15 protein-coding genes and 2 pseudogenes are annotated in these 12,655 nt (G+C 44.3%); 11 read left to right on the forward strand and 6 right to left on the reverse strand.

Translation table 11 applies throughout. The annotated features are described in order from the left end of the window. Nucleotide 1: 1 nt before the first annotated feature. From moaC to yihA, 9 genes and pseudogenes are all read left to right on the forward strand, one after another. On the forward strand, nucleotides 2-487 hold the full coding sequence (gene moaC / locus D891_RS0102945) for a cyclic pyranopterin monophosphate synthase MoaC (RefSeq protein WP_025209541.1): 486 nt from the start codon (nucleotides 2-4) through the stop codon (nucleotides 485-487). Between the two features lie 57 nt (nucleotides 488-544). Next, nucleotides 545-916, forward strand: a complete 372-nt coding sequence (locus D891_RS0102950) for a DUF2914 domain-containing protein (RefSeq protein ID WP_025209542.1) — start codon at nucleotides 545-547, stop codon at nucleotides 914-916. Between the two features lie 12 nt (nucleotides 917-928). Next, nucleotides 929-1,453 (forward strand): annotated as a pseudogene (locus D891_RS10095) (PAS domain S-box protein); the annotation flags it as partial. A 336-nt stretch (nucleotides 1,454-1,789) separates the two neighbouring features. Continuing rightward, a pseudogene (locus tag D891_RS10100) lies at nucleotides 1,790-2,137 on the forward strand (methyl-accepting chemotaxis protein); the annotation flags it as partial. 15 nt (nucleotides 2,138-2,152) lie between these two features. After that, nucleotides 2,153-3,427, forward strand: a complete 1,275-nt coding sequence (gene leuC, locus D891_RS0102960; protein WP_025209544.1) for a 3-isopropylmalate dehydratase large subunit — start codon at nucleotides 2,153-2,155, stop codon at nucleotides 3,425-3,427. After that, entirely contained in the window at nucleotides 3,424-3,915 is a 492-nt protein-coding gene (locus D891_RS0102965; protein WP_025209545.1) for a 3-isopropylmalate dehydratase small subunit, read from the forward strand. Before leuC ends, D891_RS0102965 begins: the two co-directional genes overlap by 4 nt. 8 nt (nucleotides 3,916-3,923) lie before the next feature. Further along, nucleotides 3,924-5,006, forward strand: coding sequence for a 3-isopropylmalate dehydrogenase (gene leuB, locus D891_RS0102970; RefSeq protein ID WP_025209546.1), 1,083 nt, complete (start codon nucleotides 3,924-3,926; stop codon nucleotides 5,004-5,006). Further along, the gene (locus D891_RS0102975; RefSeq protein WP_025209547.1) at nucleotides 5,003-5,476 is read left to right on the forward strand and encodes a metallophosphoesterase; all 474 of its coding nucleotides are present in this window, start codon (nucleotides 5,003-5,005) and stop codon (nucleotides 5,474-5,476) included. The genes leuB and D891_RS0102975 overlap by 4 nt, the downstream gene beginning before the upstream one ends. Beyond that, entirely contained in the window at nucleotides 5,404-6,045 is a 642-nt protein-coding gene (yihA, locus tag D891_RS0102980) for a ribosome biogenesis GTP-binding protein YihA/YsxC (RefSeq protein WP_025209548.1), read from the forward strand. Before D891_RS0102975 ends, yihA begins: the two co-directional genes overlap by 73 nt. On the opposite strand, the gene hslU is transcribed toward yihA, so the two are convergent. Genes hslU through tig form a run of 5 tightly spaced genes read right to left on the reverse strand, consistent with a single transcriptional unit; the run spans nucleotide 6,042 to nucleotide 11,115 of the window. Continuing rightward, complete coding sequence (gene hslU, locus D891_RS0102985) at nucleotides 6,042-7,394, reverse strand: ATP-dependent protease ATPase subunit HslU (RefSeq protein WP_025209549.1); 1,353 nt, start codon at nucleotides 7,392-7,394, stop codon at nucleotides 6,042-6,044. The genes yihA and hslU overlap by 4 nt on opposite strands. A gap of 4 nt (nucleotides 7,395-7,398) precedes the next feature. Then, a complete protein-coding gene (gene hslV, locus D891_RS0102990) occupies nucleotides 7,399-7,938 on the reverse strand; it encodes an ATP-dependent protease subunit HslV (RefSeq protein WP_156919055.1) in 540 nt (179 codons plus the stop codon). After that, complete coding sequence (gene clpX / locus D891_RS0102995; RefSeq protein ID WP_025209551.1) at nucleotides 7,938-9,203, reverse strand: ATP-dependent Clp protease ATP-binding subunit ClpX; 1,266 nt, start codon at nucleotides 9,201-9,203, stop codon at nucleotides 7,938-7,940. Before clpX ends, hslV begins: the two co-directional genes overlap by 1 nt. Beyond that, entirely contained in the window at nucleotides 9,200-9,802 is a 603-nt protein-coding gene (gene clpP / locus D891_RS0103000; protein WP_025209552.1) for an ATP-dependent Clp endopeptidase proteolytic subunit ClpP, read from the reverse strand. Before clpP ends, clpX begins: the two co-directional genes overlap by 4 nt. Continuing rightward, complete coding sequence (gene tig, locus D891_RS0103005) at nucleotides 9,799-11,115, reverse strand: trigger factor (RefSeq protein WP_198014776.1); 1,317 nt, start codon at nucleotides 11,113-11,115, stop codon at nucleotides 9,799-9,801. Before tig ends, clpP begins: the two co-directional genes overlap by 4 nt. Nucleotides 11,116-11,500: 385 nt before the next feature. On the opposite strand from tig, the gene D891_RS10025 reads away from it, so the two are divergent. Both D891_RS10025 and D891_RS09415 read left to right on the forward strand, forming a co-directional pair. Next, nucleotides 11,501-11,932: a prepilin-type N-terminal cleavage/methylation domain-containing protein gene (locus tag D891_RS10025; RefSeq protein WP_051453549.1), complete on the forward strand. Its 432-nt coding sequence runs from the start codon at nucleotides 11,501-11,503 to the stop codon at nucleotides 11,930-11,932. A 34-nt stretch (nucleotides 11,933-11,966) separates the two neighbouring features. After that, nucleotides 11,967-12,428: a prepilin-type N-terminal cleavage/methylation domain-containing protein gene (locus D891_RS09415; protein WP_025209555.1), complete on the forward strand. Its 462-nt coding sequence runs from the start codon at nucleotides 11,967-11,969 to the stop codon at nucleotides 12,426-12,428. A 55-nt stretch (nucleotides 12,429-12,483) separates the two neighbouring features. Here D891_RS09415 and D891_RS09830 read toward each other — a convergent pair whose 3' ends face one another. Beyond that, nucleotides 12,484-12,654 (reverse strand): hypothetical protein, encoded by a 171-nt coding sequence (locus tag D891_RS09830; RefSeq protein ID WP_156919056.1) that lies wholly within the window; start codon nucleotides 12,652-12,654, stop codon nucleotides 12,484-12,486. Nucleotide 12,655 lies beyond the last annotated feature (1 nt).

A 12,655-nucleotide genomic window follows, 5' to 3' on the forward strand; every position in this document is an offset into this window, starting at 1 on the left:
GATGGATTTTACGCATTTTAACGCCCAGAAAAGGGCGAGGATGGTTGATGTTAGCCATAAGGATTACACATTGCGTATAGCTAAGGCATACGGCGAGGTAAAGCTATCGAAAGAAGCCTATCTTGCCGTAAAAGAGGGCAAAATAAAGAAGGGTGATGTATTGGCCGTTGCTCAGGTTGGTGGCATAATGGGGGCAAAGCAGACGCCGTATCTTATTCCCATGTGCCATCCGCTAACCATAGAGGGTGTGGATATAAGTTTTGAGATGGACGATAAAAACTGCACCATTAAGATATTCTCAGAGGTTAAGATAACCCACAAAACAGGCGTTGAGATGGAGGCCTTAACTGCCGTTAGCATAGCCGCATTGACCATATACGACATGTGCAAGGCAATAGATAGATCCATTCAGATAAAAAACATCCAATTGCTCTATAAAGAGGGTGGCAAAAGCGGCGTATTCGACAGGACAGGCTCCAAAAAATAGACAATTCAACAATTTTTTTATATAAAATAACTTGTAAACAACAAGAGAGGTGAAAAGGTGAGGGTTATAGTATCTTTGTTGGTTTTGTTGATGTTTTCCCTAAATAGCTTTGCGCTTGTTGTGGATTCGATTGTTTGTGGTTTGGGCATAAAAAACAGGGCGATCGTTTCCAAATCGGACGAGTTTAAGGAGGGTGATCGCATTTATTGCCTTACCACGCTTAAAGACATAAGGGATAAGACATACATCATCCACAGATGGGTGCTGGATGATAGGCATTTTGATGTTAGGCTATCCGTAAGGCCGTCTTTTAGGTTTAGAACCTGGTCTTACAAGACCATCTATCCATCCATGAGGGGCGTATGGAAGTTAGAGGTTATAGATAACAATGGGAAACTGTTGAAAGAAAAGGTTTTTATAGTTAGATAGGGGGGGAGCTGTATGTTTTTTAGAAAAAGGAGTGATACGGCAGGGGATGAGCTTAAGTCGGAGCTTGTGGATAGGTTGGTAGATGAGGTTATTCAGGATAAGGCCAAGGAACTGACACAGGAAGACAAGGAAGTGTTGAAGAATGGGCCGTTTGTTAAGAGGGTGGAGAAGCTTTTGGAGATATACTCAACCGATGTTTACTGCTGGCGTTTCTTTAGGGAGAATTTCTTTATCATATTTGCCGTAAACCCCCAGAGACGGTTTATCTATTTCAATAAGGCATTTGAAGAAGTTACCGGATGGAGCTATCATGAGCTGTTCAACATAGATTCTGCTGCAAAGGTTCTATGGCCTGAGGATCCGCAGGCCTGCACCGTTTGTAAGCTTGTTGTTGAGTGTATGCAGAAAAAGGAAGTGGTTATAGGAAGAGCCACGATTATGCACAGGAGTGGTGAGAAGATACCGGTGATGGTTAACGCCATGCCCATTGTGAAGAACGGTGAGGTTTTGTATGTCTATGTCATATTGAGGGATCTAAGGAAGGAAGAGGCGGAGAAGAAGAGATACCTTGAGGAGAATATCTCGGTTATCCGTGATGTACTAAACAGGGTTGCCAACGGTGATATAGCCGAGCCTGCCTATATACCGGATGATAACGAGCTTAAGGATTTAGAGGGTCCGATAAATGCCATCATTGAGAGTTTGCAGACGATTGTTAGGGGTGTTAAGGAATCGGCAGAGGTTGTCGATGATATATCCAACAAAACGGCCGAAGGCGTTGAGAGGATAGACGACTGGAATGAAAACATATTCCAGGCATCGCAGGATGAGCTTGTTAAGCTGGCAAAGGAGCTGGGTGAAGCAACAAGGAATATCGAAAGCATATTGAGCCTGATAAGCGACATAGCAGACCAGACCAATCTGCTTGCCCTAAATGCTGCAATCGAGGCAGCAAGGGCCGGGGAGGCAGGGCGAGGCTTTGCCGTTGTTGCCGATGAGATCAGGAACTTAGCAGAGAGGAGCCAGAGGGCAACAGGGGATATAGCCGAGGCCATAAAGGCGATAGAGAAGAGCTCAAGGGATATGATTGAGAAGATAGATTACAGCTCGTCAAGCTCAAAACAGCTCATAGAGGCCATATCCTCACTAAAGAGCAATATAGATGCCTTAAACGATCACATCAAGACGCTGCTTGAGAATATCTCCATATTTAATGTTTAGCAGAAGGGGGTTTTTATGGGGGGGATGAGCATATCGCAGAAGATACTCGCAGCAAAAAGCGGAAGGGACTCTCTCAGGGCGGGAGAGATTGTGTTGGCCGATGTGGATTTGGCCTTTGCTAACGACATTACGGCACCAATATCCATAGATTTTGTCAAAAGGCTGGGCGTTGATGTCTTTGATAAGAACAAGATAGCCTTGATTCCTGATCATTTTACGCCCAACAAGGACATAAACTCGGCCAACCAGTGCAAGATCATGCGTGATTTTGTTAAAGAGAGGAAGCTGCCCCTGTATTGGGAAAGCGGCGAGGTCGGCATAGAGCATGCACTCCTGCCTGAGCAGGGATACATCAAGCCCGGTATGTTGATAGTTGGCGCAGACTCACACACCTGCACCCACGGTGCATTGGGCGCCTTTGCAACGGGTATGGGCTCAACCGATGTGGGTTTTGCCTTTGCAACGGGCAAGAGCTGGTTTAGGGTTCCTGAGAGTATAAAGTTTATCTATAAAGGCGAGAGAAACAAATGGGTTGGTGGTAAGGATCTAATCCTCTATACGATAGGAAAAATCGGCGTTGCCGGCGCCTTGTATAAATCGATGGAGTTTGGTGGTGAGGCAATTGCCGGGCTTCCTGTAGAGGATAGGCTTACCATGTGCAATATGGCCGTTGAAGCAGGCGCTAAAAACGGCATCATAGAACCTGATGATATAACCATTAAATACTTAAGTGAGCATGGCATAAAACAGGAGGACTATACGATATTTAAAAGCGATGAGGATGCAGAATATGCCGATGTAATAGAGATAGATGTTTCCCAGATAGAGCCGCAGGTTGCCTTTCCCCATTTGCCGTCAAACACCAGGGGCATAAGCCAGATAAAGGAGGATATCAAGATAGATCAGGCCTTTATCGGTTCGTGCACAAATGGAAGAATATCAGACCTAAGAGAGGCGGCAAGGGTCTTAAAAGGCAATAAGGTTGCCAAATATGTAAGGCTCATTATTATTCCTGCAACGGTTGAGGTTTATAAACAGGCATTGAAAGAGGGGTTATTTGACATCTTTTTAGAGGCTGGGGCTGTTATCTCAACGCCGACTTGTGGCCCGTGCCTGGGTGGATATATGGGTATTTTGGCAGACGGTGAGGTGTGTATATCCACATCAAACAGGAACTTTGTGGGCAGGATGGGTTCAAAAAAGGCCTATGTCTATCTATCCTCGCCGGCCGTTGCGGCAGCAAGCGCCGTGGCGGGAAAAATCATTCATCCCGATGAGGTGGTAAGATGAAGATAAAGGGAAGGGTCTGGGTCTATCCAGACAATGTGGATACGGATGTAATTATACCTGCAAGGTATCTAAATACATCAGACCCCGCAGAGCTTGCAAAGCACTGTATGGAGGATATAGACGAAAGCTTCGCCAAAGAGGTAAAAAATGGCGATATTATAGTGGCTGGTTATAACTTCGGGAGCGGCTCAAGCAGGGAGCATGCACCCATTGCCATTAAAGCAAGCGGCGTGGCCTGTGTTATAGCTAAGTCGTTTTCGAGGATATTCTATCGCAACGCCTTTAACATAGGTCTGCCCATATTAGAAAGCGATGTTGTTGATGAGCTTGAAAAGGGCGATGAGATAGAGGTTGATACGGCCAAGGGCGAGATAATTATATTGAAAAACGGCAAGGTGTTTAAATCCAGTGTTATACCAGAATTCATGCAGCAGTTGATAGAAAGCGGCGGCCTGTTTGGCTATGCTAAAAAATTACTGAATGTTTGAGGTGGGTTATGGCTAAATTCAGGATAGCGGTTGCAGAGGGCGATGGTATAGGCCCTGAGGTTGTTGCAGAGGGCATAAAGATTTTGGATGAGATAGCATCAAAGTTCAATCACGAGTTTGTTTATGAGAAGGTCTATATCGGTGGTATAGCCGTGGATAAGTTTGACGACCCGCTGCCTGATAGCGAGGTTGAGAAGATCCTGTCGTGCGATGCTTTGTTTTTCGGTGCTGTGGGTGGACCTAAATGGGATAATCTGCCACGCCAGAAAAGGCCGGAGACGGGCATGCTCAAGATCAGAAAGGCGCTGAATGCCTTTGCTAACCTGAGGCCTGCCAGGGTATTTGATGAGCTTGTGGATGCAAGCACATTGAAGCCCGAGGTGGTGCAGGGCATAGATATCTTGGTGGTTAGGGAGCTTACCGGTGGTATATACTTTGGTCAACCCAGGGGCATAGTTGAAGAGGACGGTGTTAAGAAGGGCATAAACACAATGGTCTATACCGAACCTGAGATAGAGCGCATCGTTAGGCTTGCCTTTGAGCTTGCAATGCAAAGGAGAAAGAAGCTTACCAGCGTCGATAAGGCCAATGTCCTTGATGTGAGCCAGCTGTGGCGTGATATGGTGGATAGGGTGGCAAAGGATTATCCTGAGGTTGAATACAACCATTTGCTTGTTGATAATGCCGCTATGCAGCTTGTAAGAAACCCCAAGCAGTTTGATGTTATCGTTACGGGCAATATCTTTGGCGATATATTATCCGATGAGGCCAGCATGTTAACAGGATCAATCGGCATGCTCCCGTCTGCATCGATCGGTGGTAAGGTGGGCATGTTTGAGCCGATACACGGTTCAGCCCCGGATATTGCCGGTTTGGGTATAGCAAACCCCATAGCCCAGATAGAGTCTGCAGCCATGATGCTTAAATACGGTTTTAAGCTCGATAAGGAGGCAGAAATCATAGAGAAGGCGGTGGATATGGTGCTTAAGATGGGCTATAGAACCCCAGACATCATGAGTGAGGGCAAAAGGAAGGTGAACACCCAGCAGATGGGTGATTTGATAGCAAAGGCTATAGGTGATGTGGAATGATAATCGGCATCATCTCGGACAGTCATGACAACATAGAGGCCATCGATAGGGCTGTTGAGCTTTTGAATAGTGAGGGCGTTCAGCTTACGATCCATTTAGGCGATATTGTGTCGCCGTTCTGTTTTGACTATTTCAATAGGCTAAAAAGCGATTTTATTGGTGTTTTTGGCAACAACGACGGTGAGGTTTTATTCTTGCAGCAGAAGAGCGAGGGTAAGCTGTTTAAGCCACCTTATGAGGTTGAGATCGACGGTAAGGATTTTGTCTTGATGCATGAACCGTTTGGCATTAATAGACTTGCAAACGAATACGATTATGTGCTGTATGGTCACCTGCACAGGATAGACATAAGAAAGACCCAGAGGGGAATGATAATAAACCCCGGGGAGTTATGCGGATGTTTGAGCAAAAGAAGGACGCTGGCGATTTTGGATACAACGACCAACGAGGTCAAGCTGATGGATGTTTAGCTTTTAAAAAGGCTGTTTTTGAGGGCAGTTATGAGGATGCAAGGCTCCTCGGGCTGCCCCAGATTGCCTTTGCGGGCAGGAGCAATGTTGGCAAATCGTCGCTTATAAACGCCATTTTGAACAGAAAAATAACCTATGTAAGCAAAAATCCCGGAAAAACCATAATGATAAACGCCATAAAGGTCAACGACAGGTTCTATTTTATCGATTTGCCCGGATACGGTTATGCAAGGCGGTCAAAGCAGATGCGCAATAAGTGGAGAAAGACCATCGAGGATTATCTGAAAAACTCGAATCTGCTTTACCATGTGTTTGTTTTGATAGACTCAAGACACTTACCGATGGATAGCGATGTGGTTTTTCTTGATTGGCTTAGGTTTTACAAAAAGCCTTTTAGTGTGGTTTTTACCAAAACCGATAAATCCACCCAAAAATCCATTTCGGCCAGCATATCCTACCTTAAGCAGCAGATAGGCAACTTCAATTACTTCTTGACATCCTCAAAGAAAAAGAAGGGTATAGATAGGCTGTGTGAATTCATAGGCGAAAGGGCAGGGCAGCTTCCCTAAAGGATATAGCGGCTTAGATCCCTATCCTCCACAATGCCTGAGAGCTTCTCTTCGACATATTTTGCGTCTATCACTATGTTTTTGGGTTCTATGTCTGGCGCCTCGAAGGATATATCCTCAAGGAGTCTCTCAAGCAGCGTATGGAGCCTTCTTGCCCCTATATTTTCTGTTTCTTTGTTTATCTTTTCTGCTATCTCTGCGATCTTTTCTATGGCATCATCACTGAAGGTAAGCTCTATGCCCTCTGTATCAAGGAGCGCCTTGTATTGCTTGATTAGCGCATTTCTTGGCTCTTTCAATATCCTTATGAAATCATCCTTTGTTAACGGTTTTAACTCAACCCTGATGGGAAACCTTCCCTGAAGCTCGGGTATCATGTCGCTGGGTTTTACCTGATGGAACGCCCCTGCCGCAATGAACAGTATGTGGTCTGTCTTTATGATTCCATAGCGGGTGTTGACGCTTGAGCCTTCCACGATGGGCAATAGATCCCTCTGCACGCCCTCCCTTGAGACATCCGGGCCGGAGGTCGATGAGGATTTGCTGACTATCTTGTCTATCTCGTCTATAAAGACTATGCCATCATTGGATGCCTTCTCTATAGCCTTCTCCTTGACCTTGTCTTTGTCTATGAGTTTCTGGGCCTCTTCCTCTTTTAGTATCCTCAATGCCTCTTTTACCGTTACCTTTCGGGTCTTTTTCCTGCCTGGCAGGAGGTTGTCTAACATGTCCTTAAGGCTTGAATCCAGCTCATCTATCGGTGCTGCTGCAACCTCGATAAAGGGAACCATCTGCTCGGGTTTTTGTGGGCTTATGGTTATCTCCACGACCTTATCGTCCAGCTCGCCGTTTCTTAGCTTTTCCCTGAACTTCTCCCTTGTCTTTGAGATTCTCTCCTCATCCTCACTCTCATAGATGGAGCGCTTCTTTATAGGAGGCACCAGGATATCCAAAACCCTTTCCTCTGCCTCTTTTTCAGCCTTGTCCTCGACCTTTTTTAGCTCCTCCTGCTTGACCATCTCATAGCTTATGCGGGCAAGGTCTCGTATTATAGACTCAACATCCCTTCCCACATAGCCGACCTCTGTAAACTTGCTTGCCTCAACCTTCACAAACGGGGCGTTTGTTATCTTTGCTATCCTTCTTGCGATTTCTGTTTTTCCCACGCCGGTTGGGCCTATCATGAGTATGTTCTTTGGCATTATCTCTTCTTTTATATCGCCTGAAACCTTATGCCTTCTATAGCGGGTTCTTAGTGCTATAGCTATGGCCTTTTTGGCCTCTTTTTGGCCGACTATGTATTTATCTAAAAGCTCCACAATTCGTTTTGGCGTGAGCTTGTCTTCCATAATTTTATTCTCCTAATGTTTCTACGGTAATGGAGTCGTTGGTGTATATGCAGATCTGGGCTGCTATCTTTAGGGATTCTCTTACTATCGATTCTGCATCCAGCTGTGTAAAGCCGATGAGTGCTTTGGCTGCCGAGAGTGCGTAATTGCCACCTGAGCCTATAGCGCAGACATCCTCATCGGGCGACAGGACATCACCGTTTCCTGAGATTAGATAGATGCTCTCTTTATCTGCTGCAATAAGCATCGCCTCAAGCCTTCTCAATACCTTGTCTGTGCGCCACTCCTTTGCCAATTCTACCGATGCCCTCGTCAGGTTGCCTGCATACTCGTTTAGCTTATCCTCCAACTTTTCAAACAGCGTAAATGCATCGGCCGTTGCCCCGGCAAATCCAACGACCACCTTATCGTTGTATAGTTTCCTTATTTTCTTTGCGTTGGATTTAATAACCGTATTGCCCAAGCTTACCTGGCCATCCCCGCCGATGGCCGTTTGATTGTCTCTTCTGACGCATATGATCGTTGTGCCCCTGAGTTGTTCCATCATGCGCTCTTCTTGCTCTTTATTATTTTGGGCTGCTTGCCGTATAAAACAACTTCCTCATCGATTATACACTCAGTTACATTCTTCATTGACGGTATCTTGAACATCAAATCGACCATTATCTCTTCCATAATGCTGCGCAATCCCCTGGCGCCAACCTTCCTTTCGATGGCCTTTCTGGCTATCGCCCTTAGGGCCTCATCGGTAATGGTTAGCTTCACATTGTCCATGCTGAACATCTTTGAGTATTGCTTAACAAGAGCGTTCTTGGGTTCTGTAAGTATTCTAACAAGCTCCTCTTCATTTAGCTCATTGAGCGTTGCAACCACATGGAGCCTTCCGATTAGCTCAGGAATCAGGCCGTATCTCATTAAATCCTCAGGCGTGACCTGCTTTAGCAGGTTGTATTTCTCGTTTTTGTCCACATTTACCGGGTTTGTAAAACCTATAGCCTTTTTGTTTATGCGCCTTGCTATGATGTTTTCAAGCCCCTCGAATGCCCCGCCGCATATGAAGAGTATGTTTGTTGTGTCTATCTGTATGAACTCCTGCTGCGGATGCTTTCTTCCGCCGTATGGTGGCACATTCACGATGCTGCCCTCTATGAGCTTAAGCAGGGCCTGCTGCACGCCCTCACCAGAAACATCCCTTGTTATCGAGGGATTCTCGCTCTTCCTTGAGATCTTGTCTATCTCGTCTATGTAAACTATGCCCTTTTGAGCCAGCGCCACATTGTAATCGGTTGCCTGAAGCAGCCTCACCAGGATATTCTCGACATCCTCGCCCACATAACCGGCCTCTGTCAGGCTTGTTGCATCGGCTATAGCAAAGGGCACATTGAGTATCTTTGCAAGCGTTTTGGCTATAAGCGTTTTGCCCGTTCCGGTTGGGCCTATAAGGAGTATGTTGCTCTTTTCCAATTCCACATCGTCCTTTTTGCGTTTTAAGGTCTGGGAGTTGATTCTTTTGTAATGGTTGTATGCCGCAACGGCTAAAACCTTCTTTGCATCATCTTGAGAGATGATGTATTCGTCTAATCGCTTCTTTATCTCCTCAGGCGTCAGGGTGTTTAGCTTCTCGTTTTTGTTTTTGTTTATCTCCTCATCCTCTGCCAGTATGTCCTCACACAGAGCCACACACTCATCGCATATATAAACGCCTGGCCCTGCAATGAGCTTTTTAACCTCATCCTGCGTCCTGCCGCAGAACGAGCACCTCAGAGGGCCTTTTATATCTGAATTTCCTCCACCGCCCATCGGTTTCATGACTTCTTCTCCTCTTCTTCCCTTGAGTAAATGATTTTATCTATAATACCGTATGCCAGGGCCTCCTTTGCATCCATAAAGTAATCCCTTTCGGTATCCTTTTCAATGGTTTTTAGCCTCTTTCCCGTATGTTTTGCCAATATCTCATTAAGCAGCTTCTTCAGCCTCAATATCTCCTTTGCGTGTATCTCTATCTCGGTTGCCTGTCCCGAGATGCCGCCGATGGGCTGATGAATCATAATCCTTGAATGTGGCAGTGAGTATCTTTTGCCCTTTGTTCCGCTTGCCAAAAGCAGAGCGCCCATGGAAGCAGCAGAACCGATGCATATGGTTGTTATGTCGCATTTTATGTATTGCATCGTATCGTAAATGGCAAGACCTGCCGTAACACTGCCGCCGGGTGAGTTTATGTAAAGGAAGATGTCCTTCTCCGGGTCTTCCGATTCCAAGAACAGCAACTGGCTCACTATGACATTAGAGACATCGTCGTTTATCTCACCGTTTAGCATGATGATTCTGTCTTTTAACAGCCTGGAATATATGTCGTATGCCCTCTCCCCCTGCGGTGTTTTTTCAATTACAATGGGTATCAAATTCATTCTTTATCCTCTTTGCTTTCCTCTTTGTTTGGCTCTATTATCTGGGCATTTTTGTGCAATAGATCCAGTGCCTTATCCCCTAAGATTTCCATCTGTATGATAGGTATCAAGCCCTTTTCCTGGTATTCCTTGTATAGGTCTTCAAAGTTCATCCTTCTGGCGTTGGCATCTTGGGCTATGACCTGATTGATCTCCTCGCTGGAGACATCTATGCCCTCTTTCTTTGCTATCTCTAAGAGTATGAAGGTCGATTTAACCCTCTTTCTTGCCTCTGGCTCGAATTTTTCCCTTAACTTCTGGGGTTTAAACTCATCGGAGCTTACATCAGCCCCCATGTAATACATCTCTTTCACATACTCCATGATCATCTGATTTGTTTCCTGGTTTACCAGGCTTTCTGGAAGGTCAAACTCATACTCATCAAGGAGTTTTTTTAGTATTTCGTCTTTTTGTCTGTCTATCTCTTCCCTTTCTTTGTTCTCTTTCAGTCTGTCTTCTATGTCTTTCTTTAAATCTTCAACAGTCTTGAACTGCTTATTTATCTTCTGAGCAAACTCATCGTCTACCTCGGGCAGTTTCTTCTGTTTTAATGATTTTAGCTTAACCTCAAAGACAACATCCTTGCCCTTTAAGGCCCTTAAGGGGTAATCCTTATCAAACGAGGCCTCTATTTTCTTTGTTTCGCCGACCTTCATGCCCTTTAGTTGATCTTCTATCTCCTCTATTAACTGCTTTTTGCCAAGCTCGACGGGCAGGTTTTCACCGCCAAAGTCGTTAATGGGGTAATGTGTTTCTTTTGTGAATGTCTTTATGTCAATGATGCCTATATCGCCCTCTTCGAATGTATCACCCTCTTTATCCTCCAATGTTGCAAAGGCCTCCCTTAGCTGATCCAACACCTTGTTGATGTCTTCTTCTGTTATCTCTATCGGCTTTGCCTCTATCTTTATGCCCTTGTATTCTTTAAGCTCAAATGAAGGCTTAACATCAACCATTGCCGTAAAGCTTAAGCCCTCCTGGTCAAAAACCACATCGGTGAATACAGGATCGGCCACGGTTTCTATCTTGTTGTCTTGTATGGCAAATTCGTAAGCCTCACTCATGAGTTCCCTTTTTGTGTTGTCTTCAATATCCTTTTTGTAATTCCTCAGGATGATCTCTTTTGGCACCTTGCCCTTTCTGAAGCCCTTGATTCTTACGGTTTTTCTCAGCTCGGATACGATTTCCTCTTTCTTTTTTTCGATTCTCTCTGGCTCTACCTTTATGTGAATCTTTTTTCTTGAGGGTTTAACATCTTCAACTGCTACTTCCACCATACTTCCTCCTACCGTTTTAGTTAGCAGAATATACCAAAAGACGGTCTATTTTTCAATTTTATTGTTGGAGTTTGAAGGGATAAACCCCAAAAAAACGGCGGTTTAACTTCTGCCAAAGCGCTGAAAATTAAAAACCTATAAAGTTAACTTGACAAGACACAATAACGGTATATAATTAGATAACAAAGTAATAGAACAGAAGCGGGTCTTAGTGATTTGACTTGTGCCTGGTTGTGTGTTAAACTTGTATTAGGGAGGTTAGTTTTATGGTGAATCTTAAAAAACTTCAAAAAGGGGGGTGATAGGGGGTTGAGAGGATATGTGTGTCAATACGAATAGGCCTTTGGGATGCTTGATTTAAAACCAAAAAGGAGGTTTAGGTATGAAGGAGATTAAATCCAAAGCGGGTTTTACATTGATTGAGCTTCTGGTTGTTATCGCAATCATCGCAATTTTGGCGGCTATAGCTATACCGCAGTATAATCAGTACAGAGAAAGGGCTAAGGCAAAGGATTTGATAACTTTGGCTCACAATTGTGCTCAAGATGTTGTTGCTTACTGTATGGATAAAGATAATGGAACTGATGTTGATGCTTCTAATATAGATTCATGTAAAGCTAGTGGGGATGTAGGATACTTAAAAAGTGTATCTATATCTATTAGTAATGACAATACTACTAAGTGTGGTGGGTTTAAGAGTGAGAATGACAATGTAACCGCTACAGGAAGCGTTGATGGTAAAACATACCAGGCTGTATGTATATTTGATGATGATAGCGGTAGTTTTCATTGCATAGGTCCCACAAAACAATAACAAAATTTTTTTGAGTTTAGTAAAAAGTATTTTTATGGGTTTTAGAAACAGAGCGTTTACTCTTATTGAGTTATTAATAACCATAGCTATTATAGCTATTCTGGCCGCGGTTGCGGCCTTTACTTATTCTACATTTCTAAAACCTGCATACCAAACGAGCCCTTTGAATGCTCTTAATGCTGCTGCAGCTGCCGAGGAAACCTATTATGCTGATAATGGACAGTATGCTTGCACAATAGAGGATCTTACAGGTTTTAATGATGGTACTAAAGATAACAAGTTCATAATCAATAAAGATGCCGATAGCAAAAGGAAATTTATTTTAAAGGTGGACAACTGCACAGCAACAAGTTATACGCTGTCAGTCGAAAATAACCCCACTGACTCCAAATGGAAAGCGAAATGGGTGATTAGCTGTTCGGCTGATATGCCTTACGGTGCCTGCAAACCAAAACAAGTAGAAGGAAGCCCTACAGTTCTCACAAACTTATTTTAACCCCCCCTTTTTTTCACCTGTGAGTGCAAAAATCATGGTTAATTCCTGTTGTTTTTTATTGTATTTTTTCCTTTAGTTTCAGGTTCATCATGTAATTTAGATAAACTCTTTTGATCCTTTCGAAAATCTCTTCGCTTGATCCCCCCCCTTTTTTTCCACCTTGCAGTGCAAAAAAGGGCATTCTAAAATCCCATCCACTCATCCACCCATCTACCCATTTACTCATC

Source organism: Hippea sp. KM1 (assembly GCF_000526195.1).
GTDB lineage: Bacteria > Campylobacterota_A > Desulfurellia > Desulfurellales > Hippeaceae > Hippea.

What these genes read in the sequence shown, in the direction of transcription:
- moaC (WP_025209541.1), top strand. Translation starts at nt 2, where the DNA reads ATGGATTTTACGCATTTTAACGCCCAGAAAAGGGCGAGGATGGTTGAT.
- leuC (WP_025209544.1), top strand. Translation starts at nt 2,153, where the DNA reads ATGGGGGGGATGAGCATATCGCAGAAGATACTCGCAGCAAAAAGCGGA.
- D891_RS0102965 (WP_025209545.1), top strand. Translation starts at nt 3,424, where the DNA reads ATGAAGATAAAGGGAAGGGTCTGGGTCTATCCAGACAATGTGGATACG.
- leuB (WP_025209546.1), top strand. Translation starts at nt 3,924, where the DNA reads ATGGCTAAATTCAGGATAGCGGTTGCAGAGGGCGATGGTATAGGCCCT.
- D891_RS0102975 (WP_025209547.1), top strand. Translation starts at nt 5,003, where the DNA reads ATGATAATCGGCATCATCTCGGACAGTCATGACAACATAGAGGCCATC.
- yihA (WP_025209548.1), top strand. Translation starts at nt 5,404, where the DNA reads ATGTTTGAGCAAAAGAAGGACGCTGGCGATTTTGGATACAACGACCAA.
- hslU (WP_025209549.1), bottom strand. Translation starts at nt 7,394, where the DNA reads ATGGAAGACAAGCTCACGCCAAAACGAATTGTGGAGCTTTTAGATAAA.
- hslV (WP_156919055.1), bottom strand. Translation starts at nt 7,938, where the DNA reads ATGGAACAACTCAGGGGCACAACGATCATATGCGTCAGAAGAGACAAT.
- clpX (WP_025209551.1), bottom strand. Translation starts at nt 9,203, where the DNA reads ATGAAACCGATGGGCGGTGGAGGAAATTCAGATATAAAAGGCCCTCTG.
- clpP (WP_025209552.1), bottom strand. Translation starts at nt 9,802, where the DNA reads ATGAATTTGATACCCATTGTAATTGAAAAAACACCGCAGGGGGAGAGG.
- D891_RS10025 (WP_051453549.1), top strand. Translation starts at nt 11,501, where the DNA reads ATGAAGGAGATTAAATCCAAAGCGGGTTTTACATTGATTGAGCTTCTG.
- D891_RS09415 (WP_025209555.1), top strand. Translation starts at nt 11,967, where the DNA reads ATGGGTTTTAGAAACAGAGCGTTTACTCTTATTGAGTTATTAATAACC.
- D891_RS09830 (WP_156919056.1), bottom strand. Translation starts at nt 12,654, where the DNA reads ATGAGTAAATGGGTAGATGGGTGGATGAGTGGATGGGATTTTAGAATG.